This is a genomic window from Okeania hirsuta, from assembly GCF_003838195.1.
GTDB lineage: Bacteria > Cyanobacteriota > Cyanobacteriia > Cyanobacteriales > Microcoleaceae > Okeania > Okeania hirsuta.
Map to the genome: position 1 here is coordinate 41657 of NZ_RCBY01000019.1, position 20379 is coordinate 62035.

The 20379-nt window shown below is 37.5% G+C and carries 13 protein-coding genes and 1 pseudogene; 11 read left to right on the plus strand and 3 right to left on the minus strand.

Features of this window, described 5'->3' with window-relative positions:
• Positions 1-1089: 1089 nt before the first annotated feature.
• Positions 1090-3984: an AAA-like domain-containing protein gene (locus tag D5R40_RS34650; protein WP_161564934.1), complete on the plus strand. Its 2895-nt coding sequence runs from the start codon at positions 1090-1092 to the stop codon at positions 3982-3984.
• Positions 3985-4443: 459 nt separating this feature from the next.
• Here D5R40_RS34650 and D5R40_RS34655 read toward each other — a convergent pair whose 3' ends face one another.
• Positions 4444-4593 carry a hypothetical protein gene (locus tag D5R40_RS34655; RefSeq protein WP_161564935.1) on the minus strand — a complete coding sequence of 50 codons (150 nt, stop codon included), beginning with the start codon at positions 4591-4593 and terminating at the stop codon, positions 4444-4446.
• Positions 4594-5004: 411 nt separating this feature from the next.
• Here D5R40_RS34655 and D5R40_RS05575 point away from each other — a divergent pair, with 411 nt between their 5' ends.
• Complete coding sequence (locus tag D5R40_RS05575) at positions 5005-5706, plus strand: hypothetical protein (RefSeq protein WP_124154332.1); 702 nt, start codon at positions 5005-5007, stop codon at positions 5704-5706.
• A 248-nt stretch (positions 5707-5954) separates the two neighbouring features.
• A pseudogene (locus D5R40_RS39155) lies at positions 5955-6185 on the plus strand (RNA-dependent DNA polymerase); the annotation flags it as partial.
• Here D5R40_RS39155 and D5R40_RS34660 read toward each other — a convergent pair.
• Entirely contained in the window at positions 6185-6349 is a 165-nt protein-coding gene (locus D5R40_RS34660; protein WP_161564306.1) for a hypothetical protein, read from the minus strand. The pseudogene D5R40_RS39155 and the gene D5R40_RS34660 sit on opposite strands and share 1 nt — an antisense overlap.
• 77 nt (positions 6350-6426) lie before the next feature.
• On the opposite strand from D5R40_RS34660, the gene D5R40_RS05590 reads away from it, so the two are divergent.
• The gene (locus tag D5R40_RS05590; RefSeq protein WP_205127608.1) at positions 6427-7512 is read left to right on the plus strand and encodes an acetyltransferase domain-containing protein; all 1086 of its coding nucleotides are present in this window, start codon (positions 6427-6429) and stop codon (positions 7510-7512) included.
• Between the two features lie 590 nt (positions 7513-8102).
• Positions 8103-9176 carry a YheT family hydrolase gene (locus D5R40_RS05595; protein WP_124143023.1) on the plus strand — a complete coding sequence of 358 codons (1074 nt, stop codon included), beginning with the start codon at positions 8103-8105 and terminating at the stop codon, positions 9174-9176.
• A 408-nt stretch (positions 9177-9584) separates the two neighbouring features.
• Here the strand turns inward: D5R40_RS05595 and D5R40_RS40805 are convergent, their stop codons facing one another.
• Entirely contained in the window at positions 9585-12182 is a 2598-nt protein-coding gene (locus D5R40_RS40805) for a DUF4347 domain-containing protein (protein WP_124143024.1), read from the minus strand.
• Positions 12183-13309: 1127 nt separating this feature from the next.
• On the opposite strand from D5R40_RS40805, the gene D5R40_RS05605 reads away from it, so the two are divergent.
• The 6 genes from D5R40_RS05605 (at position 13310) to D5R40_RS05630 (ending at position 19991) form a co-directional block, all read left to right on the plus strand.
• A complete protein-coding gene (locus D5R40_RS05605) occupies positions 13310-13810 on the plus strand; it encodes a DUF2231 domain-containing protein (RefSeq protein ID WP_124143025.1) in 501 nt (166 codons plus the stop codon).
• Entirely contained in the window at positions 13807-14412 is a 606-nt protein-coding gene (locus D5R40_RS05610; protein ID WP_124143026.1) for a DUF2231 domain-containing protein, read from the plus strand. The genes D5R40_RS05605 and D5R40_RS05610 overlap by 4 nt, the downstream gene beginning before the upstream one ends.
• Positions 14413-14779: 367 nt before the next feature.
• Positions 14780-15685 carry a cytochrome c oxidase subunit II gene (locus D5R40_RS05615; protein ID WP_124154334.1) on the plus strand — a complete coding sequence of 302 codons (906 nt, stop codon included), beginning with the start codon at positions 14780-14782 and terminating at the stop codon, positions 15683-15685.
• A 35-nt stretch (positions 15686-15720) separates the two neighbouring features.
• Positions 15721-17397 (plus strand): AMP-binding protein, encoded by a 1677-nt coding sequence (locus D5R40_RS05620; RefSeq protein WP_124154335.1) that lies wholly within the window; start codon positions 15721-15723, stop codon positions 17395-17397.
• 36 nt (positions 17398-17433) lie between these two features.
• On the plus strand, positions 17434-19128 hold the full coding sequence (gene ctaD, locus D5R40_RS05625) for a cytochrome c oxidase subunit I (RefSeq protein WP_124143029.1): 1695 nt from the start codon (positions 17434-17436) through the stop codon (positions 19126-19128).
• Between the two features lie 248 nt (positions 19129-19376).
• Positions 19377-19991: a cytochrome c oxidase subunit 3 gene (locus D5R40_RS05630; protein ID WP_124143030.1), complete on the plus strand. Its 615-nt coding sequence runs from the start codon at positions 19377-19379 to the stop codon at positions 19989-19991.
• The last annotated feature ends 388 nt before the right edge of the window (positions 19992-20379 follow it).

Genomic DNA, 20379 nt, shown 5'->3' on the forward strand with positions numbered 1-20379 from the left:
TGTTCTTTTCAAGATTTTTCAAAATTATAGCGGTTTTCATTAACATAGAATACATCTGTCAGGTCTGTAACTTATTAAACTTAAAACATACTTATATTTTGTCTATAGTCTACCTTTGTGAAAATCGCTATAAGTATTCGCGATTATTTTTTTCACTTAAGATGGAGATATTGCTAGCAATTTTTCTACACTTCAAATAAAAGTAGCTTCAGCATCCATCAATTCTTTATTTTTCTCAAAAATTAACATTGCTGGTTTATCTTGGTCTGTCAGCTTCTGATAATAATTAAGAATACAAAACCAATGTTCAAACTTGACATCCTCTCCGGCCTGAAAGCGCGGATATTTCTAATGTTCAGGTAAAGTTTCTACTACAAAACTTAAGAAATACCTATTAGTGGGACTTACACACAATAAAGCCAGAAAATAGGCTCAAATATAGATGGGCAGAGGCTTTTACGTCAAAAATGCATAAATCCTTAATTACCAAGGGTTCTAGGCATTTTTAGGGCATTGATGTAATTTCCTTATCTAGACTGACACGAGCGCCATTTTTCGACCTAAAAATTTTTAAGTCCCATTATAGAAGCCATTTGGTATCTTTGTGGGCGATTCAGCTTTTTGCGAGGACTCAGGAGTCAGGAGAACCGAGTCAGGAGGTGGAGGGAATGAATATGGGAAAAAGGTAGAAAAATACTCCCCAGCTCCCTGTCTCCCAACCTCCCCATCTACCCATCTATTTTGAAAGGGGAAAAAGGTAGAAAAATGCTCCCATCTCCCCATCTCTTTTTAAATAGCTCTCAAATGGTTTCTATAAATTGATGGGGGGATAGTCAGGAATTAGACCTCTGGTAAAAGTATGAAAAGTTGGTTTCAATCATACTATCCGGCGATCGCTAACTCGATCTATAAAAAAATATTTTCACCTCTTTCAAACTCTCGATAATTTGTGACAAATTGGAAAAATGTAGGTTGCTCAAACCACTTTAGTGATAAATAATATTTTTTCAGATCAATTAAAGTTGGTATAATTGCTAAAACCTCGAAAATATAAAAATTTTATTTTTTTTCCTTCTGTCAAAATAAGCTATGACAAATTATCAATATCAAGTTGGTGGATGTTTGCCAATTGATTCTCCTACCTATATTAAACGTCAAGCAGATTTAGAATTATATCGTGGATTAAAAGCAGGAGAATTTTGTTATGTTCTTAATTCTCGACAGATGGGTAAGTCTAGTTTGCGAATACAAACTATGGAAATTTTACAAACGGAAGGAATTATTTGTGCTGGTATCGATTTAAGTGCAATTGGTAATTTAGACATTACTCCCGAACAGTGGTATGCAAGTGTAATTGACAGTATTATTAGTAGTTTGGATTTATACGATCGCTTCGATTTAACAAGTTGGTGGTTTGAGCATAATAATTTATCTTATGGGCAGCGTTTTAGCAAATTTATTCAATCGATTATTCTCAAGTTAATTTCCCGAAATATTATAATTTTTATTGATGAAATTGATAGTACCCTTAGTTTAAAATTTCAAGTAGATGATTTTTTTAGGGTGATTCGCTCTTGTTACGACAAAAGAGGGCAAAATCAGGAATATAAACGTTTAACTTTTTCTTTTTTTGGTGTAGCTACTCCTGCTGATCTAATTAGAGATAAAATTGGGAGTCCTTTTAACATTGGTCGTGGAATAGAATTAACTGGTTTTAGTTTTAAAGAAGCTCAACCTTTAGTAACAGGATTAGCTACAAAATATAATAATCATCAACAAATATTACAAGCAATATTAAATTGGACTGGGGGGCAACCTTTTCTGACTCAGAAGCTATGCCAACTCATCCTAAAATCTGAGTCTTTTATTCCCCTTGGTAGGGAGAAAGAATGGGTAGAAAATTTTGTCCGAAGCATGATAATAGATAATTGGGAAAGTCAGGATGAACCACAACATTTACGGACTATTCGCGATCGCCTCTTATTAAGTAATCAACGTCAGAAGTTATTATTGTTATATCAAAAAATTTTGCAGACAAAAGGAGTAAAAGTTAATCAAAGTCCTGAACAATTAGAATTAAGATTAACTGGGTTAGTTATTCATAACCGAGGTAAATTAAAGGTTTATAATCGCATTTATGAAGCAATTTTTAATCTAAATTGGATAAATAATGTTTTGCCAGAAGCGGGAATAGTAAAAGATAGTAAATATCTGCGAAATTCGGATACTAACTTATTAATAAATCGGCAGGAATATCGAAATAGTCAGATATTGTTGAACAAGGTAAAAAATTATTGGGTTAAAGGTGTTTTAGAAACTTCCTTGCACGGCAAAGTATTAATTGAACTAGGATTAGAAGAACGAAAAAATGCAGTAAATCGTCCTTGGGGTTTACTATGGTCAGACTTAGAAAATCCCCAGCAAAAATTACCGCCTGGTACTCGAATTATTGATAAATTTGATGAATTAGGCGCGGGGCGAACTTTATTAATTTTGGGTGAACCTGGTTCTGGCAAAACGACAACTTTATTAGAATTAGCACGAGATTTAATTAATAGAACTGAAGCTGATTTAACTCAACCAATACCTGTTGTTTTTAACTTGTCTTCTTGGGAAGGTAAAAAACAAGCGATCGCTGATTGGTTAGTTATAGAATTACATACTAAATATCAAGTTTCTCAACAAATTAGCAAAGCTTGGATAAAAGAACAAAGGTTACTTTTACTACTTGATGGTTTAGATGAAGTTAGTAGAGAAAAACGAGAAGATTGTGTAGATGCTTTGAATAAATTATGTCAAGAATACGGGCAGACAGAAATAGTAGTTTGTAGCCGGATTCGTGATTATGAAGCTCTTGCAAGTCAATTAAAATTTCAAGCAGCTATTTATTTACAGCCCTTAAGTTTAGAGCAAATTCAAGAATATTTAAAAAATGCAGGTTCAGAATTAGCAGCAGTCAGAAAAGCATTAGAATCTGATGTTAAATTGCAAGAATTTTCTCGGTCTCCTTTAATTTTAAGTATTATCAGTTTAGCTTATCAAGGAATATCAATTGAAGAGTTACCTAGTCGCAGTAATGTTGAACTCAGAGAACATTTATTTAATGCTTATATTGAGCGAATGTTTAAGCGGCGTTCTGCTAATATTCCCTATTCTCAAGAGAAAGTCAAAAAATGGCTGATATGGTTAGCAAAGCAAATGGTAAGCGAGTCAGAAACTGTATTTTTAATTGAAATAATGCAGCCAACTTGGCTACGAAATAAAAATTATATTATTGGTTATATTATTACTCTTTTGACGATAATATTCTTCGTATTATGGAACTTATTTTATCAATTTTTAAATTTGCCTAAAATGGCTTTACTTGTAGCATTTTGTTTTGTATATTTTTGGCGTTTTTTTGGATTTAAAACTATTCAAACAGTCACTACTTTGAGATGGTTAGGAAAATATACTATCAACCAAGTAGTTATTGGCATAACTATCGGACTAATTTATGGTTTATTATCTACAGTTATTTTCTACTATAATTTAAAAATTCCTAATCAAATTAGTCATCCTCTACTTAGAGGAGCAATATCTGGATTAAGTTTAGGTCTAGTTTTGGGAATAGTCCGTGGTATGACAGGTCCGGGAATAGAAGAAGTAACTGTTCCTAATCAAGGAATTTGGCAGTCAACAAAAAATGCTTTTATCTTTGGTTTAGTTGGTGCAATAGTAATGAGTTTAGCTGCTAAATTATTAGACTGGTACTTCATAGATTGGGGTGAATATGGGTTGATTTTCGGATTAGCTGTGGGAGGAGGGGAAGCTTGTGTAAAACATTTTATTTTACGAATTATTTTGTATTTTAATGGTTATATCCCTTGGAATTATACTCGTTTTCTTAACTATGCAACTCAGTTGATTTTTCTACAGAAAGTAGGAGGAGGCTACATTTTTATTCATAGATTATTGTTAGAACATTTTGCCAGAATGCCATGAAGAAGGTCTTAGGTGTTAGGTTTTAGGTGTTATACCAAGCGTGAAAAAAGAATGTTACAAATAGTAAGAGGAATAAAAAAACACGTGCAGGATATTCCCCTTTGACAAAGCGGTCGTTGCGTAGCTTCCCGAAGGGTGGGATGGCGATCTTCGGAGCGGGTCTGCAAGAACGGGTCTCCTCGCTGGCCTCCAATCGACCAAGAGAGCGGTGCGACCCCGCGACGACGCCAGTCGCACCTGGTAGCGCACCAAGACAAAAGAATGATTTCCAACCTGAAAAATGGTATTGAAGCTATTCCCGTGTGACTCGGTCCTCCTGACTCCCCCTCCTGGGAGGGGCGCGCGGGTGGGTTGACTCCTAAGAAATATCCTAGCTATTTGTAGCAAATATTTATCAATTTGGTATTATAGAACCCATTTGAGATCTATATAATTATGGTAGTCAAGTTTTTTCGCGCATCAATTTTGAGGAAAAATCATATGAAGGAGTGTTGAATTTTTTGTATGATCTCTCCCCACATCTTCCCTCCTGTCTCCTGTCTCCTGTCTCCTAGCTAAAAAAACTTGATATTTATGAAGATACCAAATGGGTTCTATATCAAGTCTCATTAATTAGCCATAATAAAAATGTTATTCTCTTGAGAAAGAATATTTTTTTGGTGCGGAATGCTGCGCAAATAAATTTATCCCTGCTCCTTACTCCTTAAATTTTTTGGTGGTGGTGCATAGTAATGGTAGAGAGAGTGTGGGAAGTGTGGGAAGTGTGGGAAAAAATTAAAAAATATATATCTTCACACCTTAGGGAGCAGGACAACTAATTTTTTATTGTGATTATTCAAAGATAATGGATAAGCTGTGGTAAAATTTATCAACCCAACCTGCTAAATCTTCAATTTTTGATATTGAATCAGATTACTATAAGCGTAAAAAAAATCTGTAGCTAAAATTGCTATTCATACTAGAAAAATTAGTTATGCTCTAAAAAGGTAAATTTATAGCTAAGACAGTACGTTAACCATAATGCTGACACAAATAGTTCGTCCCATGGTTCAGACCCAGGTTCGGTTATTAGCAAACTGTCACTCAACCCGTCTAACATTAATTCATACAATTGCTAAATGGCTAGGTTTTTTGGGAGTAAAAGCAGAAGTAATCGAACTTAATGCTAATCTAGACAAAAAAATAACTATTTCCTTAACTGTAGAAAAACCAGAATCTTGCGATAACCAAGATTGGCAAAAAATTGTCGATGGCATTAATATAGAAAAACCTCAAAATAGTTCCCAAGAAATAACTGCAACCGAACCGATCCAAATAATGACAGCCAAACAACAAGGAAAACTGCAAAGGTTGATAGCTTATCTTATTCAAGCAGGGGAACCAAATCAGAAAATTAAATGGGAAGAAATATGTCCTAATTTACAACAATTGGGATTAGATGAAAATATGTTAGACGGAATTCGTTCTGCGATTAGAGTACCTCAATCTATCGATTTATTAGTTGAAGAATTAGAGCCAGATGTAGCAGCGATCGCTCTTCCTTTAGCGATGAATATTGCTCTTTTTGATCGGCAAGTCAACTCATCTGAAGATTATGCTTTAAATTCATTATTACAGGTAATGAAACAACCTACAAAACCTACAATTGTAGAGAAAAATGTAGAGAAAAATTTTTTCAGGCATAAGCTATATTGGCTAATAACTTCAGTTATTCCTAGATAATGGTACTTACAGCGCTTTTCAGATTGGTGAACCACACATTCAAAACAATAATACTTGTAGGGACGTTCCATGGAACGTCCCTACTGTGGTCGATTCAAATAAAAACTGCTGTAGACATTTTTTTGGCTAGTTTATAGCCGAAAAAATGTCTAGGCAGGGGAAAGACGTCAAATCCATAAAATTGGCTAAAACCCTTATCAATACTGGATTTATACCCTTTTTACCTAAAATCTATCTTTAGAGTCTAGATACCAAAACCAGGAAAGGATGAAAAACGACCGCTGGGAATTCCAACAATGTACGATCATGCATTACAAGTCCTGGTGAAATTAGGTATGGAAGCAGAATGGGAGGGACGTTTTGAACCTAATAGCTATGGTCTTTTCCGGTGGCCAACGCATGATGCCATAGCAGCCATCTATGCCAGCATCAACAAAAAATCTAAATATGTGCTAGATGCTGACATATCCAATGGGTTCTATAAAGCGTTTTGGCATAGTGGCGTTCGTGGAGCGTGGTGGAGCGCCGTATCGCTCTTTTTTTCTTCAACTTGATTATACACTAACGATGCAACCAGACATGATATAATTCGCGATCGCTCTTCAGATGTAAAATACACTTCAAATATTGAAATTGTTGCCAATGGTGTTATCTTGTGGAAAGGAAAATATTGTAAAAATGTTGGTTGTTTGAATAGCAACTAATTTATCACGCTCACCGATGGAAAAATCTAATATAAACCAGCGAGTCTTAATCGCAAATAATCAAACTCCAGACCGCATTCCACGAATAATATCAATAGACCTTTTGCGTGGAGTAGTAATGGTGCTAATGACATTAGACCATGTACGAGGATTTTTTTCCAATGCCGACTTTAACCCCTTAGACCTTACTCAGTCAAACATTCCTCTGTTTTTGACACGATGGGTGACTCATCTTTGCGCGCCTACATTCATTTTTTTAGCAGGAATTAGTGCTTATCTCTCTCTCAAACGTGGCAAAACTAAACAACAACTTTCTCGGTTTTTGTTGCTCCGAGGACTGTGGTTAGTATTTCTAGATTTAACAGTAGTACGTTTGAGCTGGAGGTTTGACTTGAATTTCACTTTTTCTGCTGCCGGAGTATTGTGGGCGATCGGATGGTCGATGATTTTCTTAGCAGCAATAATTTATCTTCCTACTCGAATAATTGCGACAATTGGAATTTTCCTGATATTCGGACATAATCTTTTTGATAACGTACAAGCAGAACAATTAGGAAATATTGGTTGGATTTGGACAATACTTCACGAGCAAAAAATGATTGAACCAATTTCTGGGTTTCGCTTGTTTATCCTCTATCCTCTGATTCCTTGGATCGGAGTAATGGCATTAGGTTATGCTTTCGGAACACTGTTTGAAATGGAAAAAGAACGGCGACTTCAGCTATTAATAAACATCGGTTTAAGTACGATTGCTGCTTTTATCATTATCCGAGCAACTAATATTTATGGCGACCCCAATCCTTGGTCAATCCAGTCTAACTTTCCTAATACCTTACTATCCTTTATCAATTGTCATAAATATCCGCCTTCTCTACTCTATTTACTAATTACACTCGGTCTAGCAATATTATTACTTTATTGTTTGGAAAAAACAAAAATACGTTATTTTAAACCATTAATTATATTAGGGCAACAACCATTATTTTTCTATGTTATCCACATCTACTTAATTCATCTAACCGCTATTTTATTTGCCTTGTCTAGATATGGTATAGAACCTTTTACTTTCTCCCAAGTAGGCATCAATTGGAAACCAAAATAATTTGGGTATGATTTACCAATTGTTTATCTAATTTGGTTGTTAATAACCTTCCTTTTATACATTATCTGTGACTGGTTTGCTAAGTATAAGAAAAAGCATCGAGGCAAGTGGTGGTTAAATTACTTATAAATTATAAAGACCAGTTATATCATGTCCGGATAATTAGTGATGAAAAAAACTATCCTGTCACTTGCAGAGCAAATCTCTATATTTTCCCTATTCCCTATTCCCTATTCCCTACTCCCTACTCCCTACTCCCTACTCCCTGATTTATAAGTATTCAAACGGACATGATATTATACCAATTAAAAAAAAAGAATGTTACGAATAGTAAGAGAAATAAAAAGACAGGTGCAGGATATTCCCTTTGACAAAAAAGATGATTTCCGACCTGAAAAATGCTATTGAAGCCATTCATTCTGACTCCTGACTCCTGACTCCTGACTCCTTACGAAATATCCTAGCTATTTGTAGCAAACACTTATCAATTTGGTATTATTGACCGAAAAATTCTGGATTATAAAATTTCATCGCCAACTGATATACTATCTAATCAACAAATTTAAGTTTTATCAGATTAAAATTTATCTATGGGTTATCCTTCTTATACTCCTCCGTGGTTCCTGAAAAATGGTTTAGCAATGACCCTTTATGCAGCCTTTTGGATACCCCGTTTTTGGGAAGAAACTACTACATTTCCGAAGCTTTCTTACCAAGAGAAAATTTTTATGGGAGCAAATAATGTGCCAATTTTTGGCTGGATGGCTATTCCAGAAAACCCAAAAGGTACAATTATTGGGACTTATGGAATTACAGGAGAGTTAGATAATCAATGGTTCTTAAAACTATTAGGACGCAAAGCTTATGCTCAAGGTTATGCCATTATTTTATTTGATTGGCGTGCCCATGGCAAGACAGCATTATTATCACAAACTCTAACTTCAGATGGTATTTATGAAGGGCAAGATTTTGTTCATATTGCTGCTCAAGCAAAAGCAATGGGTTGTCCGCCTAATTTTTGGTTTACTGCATATTCTTTGGGAGGACAACTAGCACTTTGGGGTGCAAAAGTAGCAGAAAGTTTGGCTCCAGAATTAGGGTTAGCAGAAACAGATATTGGTGGTTGTGCAGTTATTTGCCCCAGTCTGGAAGCTCAACGTTCTCTATCTTACTTAGATAGCTCTCCTTTAGGAAGATACTTAGATAGAGGAATTACTAAAAACCTAAAAAAATTAGTTTGGTTAATTCACGAACATCATCCAGATTTTATCGATCCAGAGGCAATAGAGCGTGCTGATTGTATCTGGAAATTTGATGAAGAATTTGTTATTGAAAAGTTAGGATTTTCATCAGTAGAAGCCTACTATCAAGCAACAAGTCCTCTATATTTTTTACCTCATATAAAAAAACGAACATTGATTATTTATGCTGAAGATGACCCCATGTTTGACCCAACAATTGCAGCAGATTTAAAAGCTGCTTGTGACAGTAATTCTGCCATTGATTTAATGTTAACTCGTTATGGTGGTCATGTAGCTCATGTTAGTAGTAAATCTTGTCAAGTTCATGCTCAAGATCCTGATGTTTGGTGGGCATTGAATCGAGTTTTTGAGTGGATTAAACAAAATGAAATGTCAACATTAACTACTTCAGTTACTGCTTAAATTAATCATTTGGAATTGGGTTATAATCCTAATTCCTGATATGTAAGCATTTCCTCCGGAATGCTGCGCAAACAGCTATTAGCAGTCAGCTCTTCCTGCGGAATGCTTACCCTGATATTAATTAGGGTTTACTGATTAAATCTAAAAGCACTGACATATAAAGGTTTTAGCATTTTTGGGTTGAAAAAAGTACCAGCTTTTCAGTGGCAAGAGCTGCAAAAAGCTAGTATTTTGGGATGGTTATGGCAGAAAAATTGAGGGACAATTTTTCCGACTACCTCCTCTATAATTCCCATTTCTCCTGTCTCCTGTCTCCTGTCTCTTGTCTCCTACCCTCACTCATAAGACTTTTTCAGCAAATCCTAATTAGTTGCTCATTTTGTAGCAATATTTAGCCAATTAATTTTACTACCTAATTTGAAAATTATTCGCTTCCAGAGAAGCATCATTATTCAAAACGGCAAATTGAGCACCATCTCCTAAACCAGATTCACTACCATTAGGATTATAAAATAATGCGCCACTGGCAGAATTATAAACAATAAAAGCACCATTAGTGGCAACAGCATCATCACTTTCAACTATGGCAAAGTCTGTTTCCACACTGAAACCTTCACCTGCATCACTCTCTAAAGCAGTGAATGTTTTTTTGTCTAACAAAATCAAGTCTCGTTGTACATCAAAATCTGTGATTGTATCTATACCTATTGTAGGGGTTTCAAACTCTTGGTTAGTGTTGAAAATGAAGCGGTCAATGCTTGCTCCACCGGTGAGAGTGTCGTTGCCTGCACCTCCATTGAGGCGATCGCGACCAATACCTCCTGTTAAAATATCGTCGCCATTGCCACCGAGTAAGATATCAAACCCAGGGCGACCTTCGAGAGTGTCATTGCCGTCGTTACCACGCAACAGGTCATTGCCTCTACCACCAATGATTTGGTCTGCACCACTACCACCATTAACAGTATCGTCACCACCTCCAGCTTTGAGAATGTCATTGCCGTCGTTACCATTAACACGATTATTTGCTATATTGTCTGTGATGGTATTATCTAGGCTATTACCTGTACCATTAATTGCATCGTTGCCTGTGAGATTGAGATTTTCTAAGTTATCTCCTAGAGTGTAAGTGATAGAGGAGTTGACAGTATCATTACCTGCATCGGCTAATTCTGTGACGGTATCTTCTGAGTTATCTACCACATAATAGTCATTCCCCGGCCCACCAATCATCATGTCTATTCCTGAGCCGCCATCGAGTTGATCGTCGCCAGCACCACCTATGAGGGAGTCGTTGTCAGTATTGCCTAGAAGAGTGTCATTTCCCCCTGCACCGTCAATAGTATCATTGCCTGCTAATCCATCTATCAATTCGTTTCTGGAGGTGCCAGAGAGATTATCGTCTTCTGGAGTGCCAGGAGGTCCGGTAGTATTGAGTAGTATTGAGACAACATCATGGGAATTAGTCATAACTAAGTCGAGATAGTCATCTCCATTGAATTCCCCTACTGCTATTGACCCTGGATAACCTCCTGTTGCAAAAGTAGTAGGATTGGCAAAAGAGCCATCTCCATTTCCTAATAACACTGACACATCATTGGAGAAACCATGAGTTGTGGCTAAGTCGAGATTGCCATCTCTATTGAATTCTCCTACTGCTATTGAGGTTGGGTCATATCCTGTCTCAAAATTAGTACGAGCAGCAAAAGAGCCATCTCCATTTCCTAATAACACTGACACATCAAATTCATTAGTCACAGCTAAGTCGAGATTGCCATCTCCATTAAATTCTCCTACTGCTATTGACAGTGGGAAATCTCCTACCTCAAAATTAGTAGGAGCAGTAAAAGAGCCATCTCCATTTCCTAATAACACTGACACATCAGCGAAGAAATAATTGGCCACAGCTAAGTCGAGATTGTCATCTCCATTAAATTCTCCTACTGTTATTGAGCGTAGTTCATCTCCTAACTCAAAATTAGTAGGAGCAGCAAAAGAGCCATCTCCATTTCCTAATAATACTGAAATAACTGAGACACTACCACTCAAAGAAATATAGTTAGCTGTAGCTAAGTCAAGATTGCCATCTCCATTGAATTCCCCTACTGCTATTGACAATGGGTTATCTCCCACTGCAAAATTAGTAGGAGCAGCAAAAGAGCCATCTCCATTTCCTAATAATACTGACACATCATCGGATAAAACATTAGCTGTAGCTAAGTCGAGATTGCCATCTCCATTGAACTCCCCTACTGCTATTGACAATGGGTTATCTCCCACCGCAAAATTAGTAGGAGCAGCAAAAGTGCCATCTCCATTTCCTAATAATACTGAGACATCATTGGATAAACCATTAGCCGTAGCTAAGTCAAGATTGCCATCTCCATTGAATTCCCCTACTGCTATTGACAATGGGTTATCTCCCACTGCAAAATTAGTAGGCTCGCTAAAGGAAACTGCAAACACCCCCGAATACTCCTGAATAACTTCTGGCAAAAACGCCAACCCATAATTAACTTGACCTATCTGAATTTCTAACTGCCAACTGCCACCTTTAGCAATATTTCCCACCCGATGCGCCGATGCTGCAATATTCGCTCCTGTTAACTCGTGGAGAGAATTGAGAAATTGGCGATCGCCACCGACATTACAGCCATAAAGCAAAATCTCCTCAACTGCCCATTCTTGCAGTAACCCTCTATATTGATAAATATTCTCCTGACTCACAGGAGTTTTACCCAAGTACAAAATACCATCAGCACCGTGACAAACTACATGAAGACTGGTAGCTAGTTCATCTGATAAAGCTCCTGTAATTTGTTCAATGCCATCTTTTCTCACATCCAGCACCACCACTTTTGTCTCTGGATAAGTTCCTGAAACCAACTGCTGATAATTATCCACACGGCGGTCAATAATTACTAACGTCTGTTTTGTTTTTTTTGGTGCAGTTATTTCCCTAACTGTTGTTGTGAAGTTTGTATCGTCTTTTCTCGTAAAAATCATTACTAATCCTCCCAAAAATGTAGTTATTTACTGGGCAGAGTAACTCAATTTTAGATTCTTAATTTTAGATAAATTATAGCATTCCGATTGTGGAGAAAGTTTGTCTTCGTTACATATATTCTCAAATTTCGCTCACTTCCCAACTTGATTAGAGAAAACTTCTTAAGGAAATTATTAATTTGAAGAAGGAGTCAGGAGTCAGGAGTCAGGAGAATGGGGTCGATGGGGATTCTCACCCCACCAACCGCATTTGCACCGTGTAGACGGTGGGGTATTAAACCCATAAGGGATAAAGATTAATATTAATCATTAATTATTGCTCTGCTGATTAAATCTAAAAGCATTGACATATTATAAAGACAAGTGTTTTTTTGGGAACGAAAAAAGTGCGCCTGTTTCAGTCAAAAACGCTCAAAAAGTCAGTATTTTAGGCGCATAGTTGGGCAGAACAATCTTGGGACAATTCTTATTTCTACCTCCTCGCTCATTCACATTTCTCCTATCTCCTGTTTCCTGTCTCTTACCCCTACTAAAATACTTTTTCAGCTAATCTCAATTATAGCATAAAAAAATCTGGAAAGCAAGACTGATTTAGCGTGAAAAACATTAAATTGTTCTGTAAATTTAGTTACAGGATTTGAGTCAGATTGAAAATATCATAATATTAAATTTTAATTAAATATCTAGCTTTTGTAGAGTTGAGGTCGATTATTGCTAATACAAAATCCGACTTATAATCCCCTCTAATTAAATACCTATAATCTTTTGAAATTAAGCTATATAGTCATTACAGAAAAGATATGTAATTTTAAGGATTGTCAGACCTATAGATTATAAGATTTTTTACCTTTTCAGAATAAAAATAGTTTAGTTAATTATGACAAACCGTAAAATCTGAAAAAAAAATTATGTTGTCTTGACTACATTACTTTTTCACTTTGATTAAAGAAAAAAAATGAGTATGTTTTGAGAAAAACTGTGAGAATTGATACGGTAAAAAATAGACAGATTTTATAAATTCAGTTAGAAAGTTGTAAGAAAAAATTGATGAAAATATTTGCCTGTAGTAACTCGTAAAATTTACATTTTTTTCAAGCATATCTACTTATCTACTGAAGGAGAAGACTATGTGGGAGTATCTACCACCATTAAACGATCATTACTTACCCTATCCAGATACAATACATCCCATCGTTGTCCACTTCGTAATAGCGATGGTATTATTTGCTTTTGTATGCGATCTTATTGGTTATTTTACTCGTAATTACCGTTTATATGAAGTAAGCTGGTGGAATATGTTTTTCGCCACAATTTCTATTTTTATCGCCATAATATTTGGTCAGTTTGAAGCTGGTCTGGCACAACCCTACGAAGTAGTCCAACCAGTCCTAAATTTACATACCTTGATTGGTTGGTCTCTATCAGGAATCATTGCTGCACTTACTGGTTGGCGGTATGTGATTCGTTCAAATAATACAGAAAAACTGCCGATGCCATATCTGGGATTGGGGTTGGTGCTAGTAGGTATAGTTTTCTTCCAGGTATATCTTGGGGATAAACTGGTTTGGGTATATGGGTTACATACAGTGCCAGTAGTAGAAGCGATCGAGGAGGGAATTTTACAATGAACCCAGAATTAATAGATAGTTTGAGTTCTCAATTAGGAGCAAATGGTCTCCCATACAGCATCCCAATTCATCCTAATTTAGTTCATCTGACTTTAGGTTTGTTTATTATGGGGATCGCCTTTGATATCGTGGGTATACTCTTTCCTCTACAAAAACCAGTCTTTAAACTTTTAGCAATATCCACTACTCGTTCTAATTTTTTTGATGTAGGTTGGTACAATATGCTAGCTTCATCAATAATTACATTTTTCACGGTAGCAGCAGGTTTTTATGAAATCATGCTAGCGAGACCATCCGCAGAGCTAAAAAGTGCCTGGGGGTTGGGAGCTATGGATACTATGCTCTGGCACGGTGTTGGTGGTGTGTTCCTGTTGGCCTTCATTGTGGGTATGACAATCTGGAGAGGATTTCAACGCTATATCTGGTCTAAGGACAAACTCCAACAAGTGCAGTGGAGCTATTTAGCAGTGGGTTTATTCATCATGTTTCTGATGTATGTTCACGGGACTCTGGGAGCACAGTTAGCTGCTGAATTTGGAGTACATAATACTGCTGATGCGTTGCTAAAAATAGGCGAAAATCCCAACCAAGTGCTTAAGTAGGGTTTGCGCTCAAAAGTCTTTTAGTAGGGGTAGGAGACAGGAGACAGGAGACAGGAGGAACGGGAAATTTATACGAGGTAGGATTCAACAATTAATAATTAATAATTAACAATTACCTCTCCTGTAATAGGATTGACGCTTAAGGAAATTTTTCTTTTTATCCCCTTTTCAGGGGAGGCTTTAAATCACAATTTTTCGGTAAGAATTGTAAGAATGATTTTTCTGCCCAACTATGCGCCTAAAATACAAGCCATGCATGAGCATCAAGAGCTGAAAACCAGGCACTTTTTTCGACCCCAAAAAGGCACTTGTCTTTATATGTTAATGCTTTTAGATTTCCCTAAGTAATTTAGTAGGGTATTTTGATATGAAAATCAGGACTATTTTGACATTGGGAGCGATCGCTCTCGTTTTAACTGCTGTTAGTATTTGGGTTGGACGACTATCCTATTCATGGTTACCACCTCAAGCAGCAGCAGAATCTATATTAATTGATGACCTATTTAGTTTTCTCGTCACCCTTGGTACATTCATCTTTCTGGGGGTAACTGGAACTCTAATGTATTCAGTTCTATTCCAACGTGCTGCTAAATATGACTACAGCGACGGACCCCACATTGAAGGCAACGTCACCCTAGAAGTTGTCTGGACAGCAATTCCTATTTTTCTCGTATTTTGGATTGCTGCTTATAGCTACAATATTTACCAACAAATGGGAATTCAGGGACCGATGGAATTAGTACATCTGCATACACCATTAGAAATGGAATCAGCAATTGCAGACCCACTAAAACCTGTAACTGAACCTGTAGAAGAAATTGAAGTTATTGCCAAACAATGGTCTTGGGTATTTAGATATCCAGAAAATGGCGTTACTAGCACTGAACTACATTTACCAGCAAATAAGCGAGTACGGGTAGCATTAAATTCAGAAGATGTGCTGCATGGATTTTATATTCCAGCATTCCGACTGAAGCAAGACATTATTCCCAACCATTCAATAAATTTTGAATTTACTCCCATTCGTGTTGGGAAATATAGTCTAACTGACTCCCAATATAGCGGTACATATTTTGCCACTATGCAAGCAGATGTAGTAGTTGAATCTGCTAAAGATTATCAAAGCTGGCTGGCCACAGCAGCAAATACCGAACTGTCTCCCGCAGCAAATCAGGCAACCACTGAATATATGGAAAAATCAACAGCACCAGTGGAAGCAGGTTGGCCTACTGTTAAACCCGCTGCACCTCCTGTTGTTAATTATCATAGTTGAGAGGGAGGTAAGGGAAGAGATAAAAATATAGCTCTATGAAAAAAATTTACCCCGTAATATCGGGAAACAGCCCAACTATTCTTGCTGAAATTTTACAAACAGCAGCCAAAACAGACCAAAAAATTGTTTATATCCAACCGGATAAATCAGAAAAAACCCAAACCTATAAAGACTTACTTTTAGAAGCTCAACAGATTCTGTCAGGCTTGAGAAAATTTGGATTAAAACCACAAGAAAAGGTGGTTTTTCAAATTGAATCTTATCAAGACTTTATCAGTAGTTTCTGGGGGTGCGTCCTTGGTGGTTTTGTTCCAGTTCCAGTTAGGAGTATTAACTATACACCTGAACAAATCAACAAAACTACTAGCAGACTTGCCCATACCTTACAGATGCTAGAGCAGCCATTGTTGTTGACAGATGTCGTATTTGCTGAACAAATTCCTCAGATTCCAGAACTATCGCAGGTGGGAAAGTTTCCAGTGCTGACAGTTGAGGAATTGTGCGGGAATGAACCTGATACTAACTGGCATTCTAGTCAACCGGATGATGTGGCAGTCATGATGTTTACTTCTGGGAGTACAGGTATACCAAAAGGAGTGGTACTGAGTCACAGAAACCTGCTGAGTCAAACAATGGGTTCAGTCCAAATGAATGGTTTTACCAGGAAAGATATTAGCTTGAATTGGGTTCCAATCGATCATGTAGGAGGACTGGTATATTTCCACATTCGAGATGTTTATTTAGGCAGCAAACATATTCATTTTCCTTTTGAATTATTTTTGCAAGAACCGCTAATTTGGCTAGATTTAATCGATCGGTTTAAAGTGAATATTGCCTTCGGCCCAAATTTTGCATACAGTTTAATCAATGACTGTGCTGAAACTATCTCAAAACGACAATGGGATTTATCGTCGATCAAATTTTTCTTAAACGCAGCGGAACCTATTGTGACAAAAACAGCACGGCGTTTTTTGCAGTTGTTAGCACCCCACGGATTAGCTCCTACGGTGATGTGTCCTTCTTGGGGGATGGCAGAAGTTTCTTCTGGTGTGACTTTCTCCCATAATTTTTCCCTGGATTCCACCACAGATTATGATTTGTTTGTGGAAGTTGGGTCGCCAATTCCTGGAGTTGATTTGCGAATTGTCGAGGATCAAAATCAGGTTGTTTCAGAGGGGGAAATTGGCGGATTACAAGTTAAAGGGTTAACTGTAATGTCTGGGTATTATCAAAATCCCGAAGCAAACCAAAACGCCTTCACTCAGGATGGATGGTTCAATACTGGAGATTTGGGGTTTCTCCAGGATGGGCGTTTAACTATTACGGGACGGCAGAAAGATTTGATTATTATTTGTGGTACTAACTATTATTGCCATGATCTTGAAGCAGTCGTAGAAGAAATTGCAGGTATTGAAGTCTCTTATACTGCTGCTTGTGCAGTTAGAGAATCAGAGGACAATACTGATAAGTTGGCAATCTTTTTCAGTGCGACTGACACTGAGGATAATTCCTTACAAGTCCTGATGCAGAAAATTCGGGATAAGATTGTGGAAAAGATTGGCGTGAGTCCAAATTACTTGATTCCGGTTTCTAAAGAAACAATTCCCAAAACAGCGATCGGTAAAATTCAGCGCCAGGAATTAAGAAAAAGATTTGAGGCGGGTAAATTTAATGGGATATTGACTGAAGTTACACTTCAGAAATGGCAGTAGATTTTTATTTGCAGATATCAAGGAAAAAAATATTTTATGAAAGAAATAACAATTGACGGCATCAGTGATGTCACGGAAAAACCAGAACACGAACAACCGCCTAACTGGCGACGATATTTCAGCTTTAGCACCGACCACAAAGTTATCGGTATTCAATATCTAGTTACCTCTTTCCTATTTTTCCTAGTAGGTGGAATATTCGCCATGGTAATTCGTGGCGAACTGATGACACCAGAATCAGACCTTGTAGACCGCACCATTTATAACGGAATGTTCACCATGCACGGCACGATCATGCTGTTTCTGTGGACATTCCCATCTTTAGTTGGTCTGGCAAACTATCTCGTACCCATAATGATTGGGGCGCGAGACATGGCATTTCCTCGTCTAAATGCTGCTGCATTTTGGATGGTGCCAGTAGTTGGCGTCCTGATGATAGCTAGTTTCTTTGTTCCCGGTGGTCCCGCACAGTCAGGTTGGTGGGCCTATCCTCCAGTAAGTATACAAAATCCCACGGGTAATTTAATCAACGGTCAGGTACTATGGATTCTTGCCGTTGCCATTTCTGGTGTTTCCTCCATTATGGGGGCAGTTAATTTTGTCACAACTATTGTGAGAATGCGAGCGCCTGGTATGACATTTTTCCGGATGCCAGCTTTTGTTTGGACAGTATTTGCTGCTCAGATTATTCAATTGTTCGGACTGCCAGCACTAACAGCAGGTGCAGTGATGTTACTATTTGATATCACAATGGGAACTGGATTTTTTAATCCTGCCAACGGAGGAAACCCGGTTCTCTTCCAGCACTTTTTCTGGTTTTACTCCCACCCCGCAGTTTATGTGATTATTTTGCCTATCTTCGGCATTTTTTCTGAAATATTCCCAGTCTACAGTCGCAAACCACTATTCGGGTACAAAGTGGTGGTAATTTCATCAATGCTGATCGCTGGGGTAAGTGGTTTAGTTTGGGTACACCATATGTATGCGAGTGGTACTCCTCCCTGGATGCGGATGATTTTTATGCTTTCAACTATGTGTGTTTCTGTACCTACTGGAATTAAGGTATTTGCCTGGGTGGCGACTATTTGGGGTGGAAAAATTAGACTGAATACTCCCATGCTATTTGCTTTGGGTGGGTTGATCATGTTTGTGTTTGCTGGTATTACTGGCATTATGCTCTCTGCTGTTCCGGTAGATATTCACGTTAACAATACCTATTTCGTTGTCGGTCACTTCCACTACGTTCTCTATGGTACGGTAACAATGGGAATGTATGCTGCTATTTACCATTGGTTCCCTAAAATGACTGGGAAAATGTATTATGAAGGTTTGGGACAGTTGCACTTTTGGCTGTCATTCATCGGTACTAACCTCAACTTTTTACCCATGCACCCATTAGGTTTACAGGGAATGTTGCGCCGAGTTTCTTCTTATGCACCTGAGTATGAATTTTGGAATTTGGTTGCAAGTCTGGGAGCATTTTTATTAGGAATGTCTACTTTACCATTCATTTTAAATATTGTCAGTTCCTGGATACAAGGTAAGGAAGCACCTGCTAACCCTTGGCGAGCGATCGGTTTAGAGTGGATGATTTCTTCTCCACCAGATGTGGAGAATTTTGAAGAAATTCCGATAATTATTGCTGAACCCTACGGTTATGGTAAGTCGGAACCTTTGACTTCTAATGACCCCAATGGACATCATGCAGAAGTTCCCGAACCTGTTAATTAATTAGGTGGTAGTAGTAGGTTGGGTTAAGCGAAAGCGCAACCCAACAAAAATATTTGTCTGTAATATAGCAGTCGTCTAGGAGATTCTCGCTCCTCTCAAATTTAGTCCAGTAGGTTGGGTTAAGCGAAAGCGCAACCCAACAAAAATATCTGTCTGTAATATGCATCTGTTGGGTTGAGGGACCCCTCAACCCAACCTACGGCAACTATAGCGAGGATAAAACCAGTAAATTAAAGGAGAATTAAAACATGGATAGTTCGATCGCATCAGAACAACTACAGGAACCTTTGCATTCAGCAGTTGCCGAACATACCCACGATGAAGAAGGTAATAGTATGTTCGGGTTTATCGTTTTCCTACTTTCAGAAAGCGTAATTTTCTTGAGTTTCTTTGTCGGATACATCGTCTACAAAACGAGTGCCACCAACTGGTTGCCAGAAGGTATTTCTGGTTTGGAAATTAGAGAACCTGCAATTAATACAGTAGTTTTGGTTTCTAGTAGTTTCGTTATATATTTTGCCGAAAAAGCTTTAGAACGTCATGATTTGACTTGGTTTCGCATATTTCTGTTTGCTACAATGGCAATGGGAACTTACTTTGTAGTAGGTCAAGGAATTGAATGGAATAGTCTAGAATTTGGTTTCACAACGGGAGTATTCGGTGGAACTTTCTATCTGTTGACTGGTTTTCACGGTCTGCACGTTATGACAGGTATTTTGTTGCAGGGTATTATGTTGGGCCGTTCTTTCATTCCTGGTAACTATGATAACGGTCACTTTGGCATTAATGCTACTTCTTTATTTTGGCATTTCGTTGATGTAATTTGGATTATTTTGTTTATCCTCATTTATATTTGGCAGTGAAATAATTAGGAATTCAGGAGTCAGGAGTCAGGAGTCAGGAGTCAGAATAAATTTTGTAGCGGTCTGTCTACAAGATTTGAAAATGTTGGTAGTGTGAGCGTCTCGCTCACGCATAGATTCTGAAAATGAGAGAATTTTCCACATACCAAAATCTGAAAATGGGAGAATTTTGAATATAGGAGCAAGATGCTCCCACTACCAAAATCTGAAAATGGGGTGATTTGAATATAGGAGCAAGATGCTCCCACTACCAAAATCTAAAAATGGGAGAATTTTTAATATAGGAGCAAGATGCTCCCACTACCAAAATCTAAAAATGGGAGAATTTTTAATATAGGAGCAAGATGCTCCCACTACCAAAATCTAAAAATGGGAGAATTTTTAATAT

Excerpts from the sequence above, each read along its gene's own strand:
- D5R40_RS34655 (WP_161564935.1), bottom strand. The coding sequence starts at position 4,593 with ATGAGACTTGATATAGAACCCATTTGGTATCTTCATAAATATCAAGTT.
- D5R40_RS05615 (WP_124154334.1), top strand. The coding sequence starts at position 14,780 with ATGAAAATCAGGACTATTTTGACATTGGGAGCGATCGCTCTCGTTTTA.
- D5R40_RS05595 (WP_124143023.1), top strand. The coding sequence starts at position 8,103 with ATGGGTTATCCTTCTTATACTCCTCCGTGGTTCCTGAAAAATGGTTTA.
- D5R40_RS40805 (WP_124143024.1), bottom strand. The coding sequence starts at position 12,182 with ATGATTTTTACGAGAAAAGACGATACAAACTTCACAACAACAGTTAGG.
- D5R40_RS05610 (WP_124143026.1), top strand. The coding sequence starts at position 13,807 with ATGAACCCAGAATTAATAGATAGTTTGAGTTCTCAATTAGGAGCAAAT.
- D5R40_RS05630 (WP_124143030.1), top strand. The coding sequence starts at position 19,377 with ATGGATAGTTCGATCGCATCAGAACAACTACAGGAACCTTTGCATTCA.
- D5R40_RS05620 (WP_124154335.1), top strand. The coding sequence starts at position 15,721 with ATGAAAAAAATTTACCCCGTAATATCGGGAAACAGCCCAACTATTCTT.
- ctaD (WP_124143029.1), top strand. The coding sequence starts at position 17,434 with ATGAAAGAAATAACAATTGACGGCATCAGTGATGTCACGGAAAAACCA.
- D5R40_RS05590 (WP_205127608.1), top strand. The coding sequence starts at position 6,427 with ATGGAAAAATCTAATATAAACCAGCGAGTCTTAATCGCAAATAATCAA.
- D5R40_RS34650 (WP_161564934.1), top strand. The coding sequence starts at position 1,090 with ATGACAAATTATCAATATCAAGTTGGTGGATGTTTGCCAATTGATTCT.
- D5R40_RS05605 (WP_124143025.1), top strand. The coding sequence starts at position 13,310 with ATGTGGGAGTATCTACCACCATTAAACGATCATTACTTACCCTATCCA.
- D5R40_RS05575 (WP_124154332.1), top strand. The coding sequence starts at position 5,005 with ATGCTGACACAAATAGTTCGTCCCATGGTTCAGACCCAGGTTCGGTTA.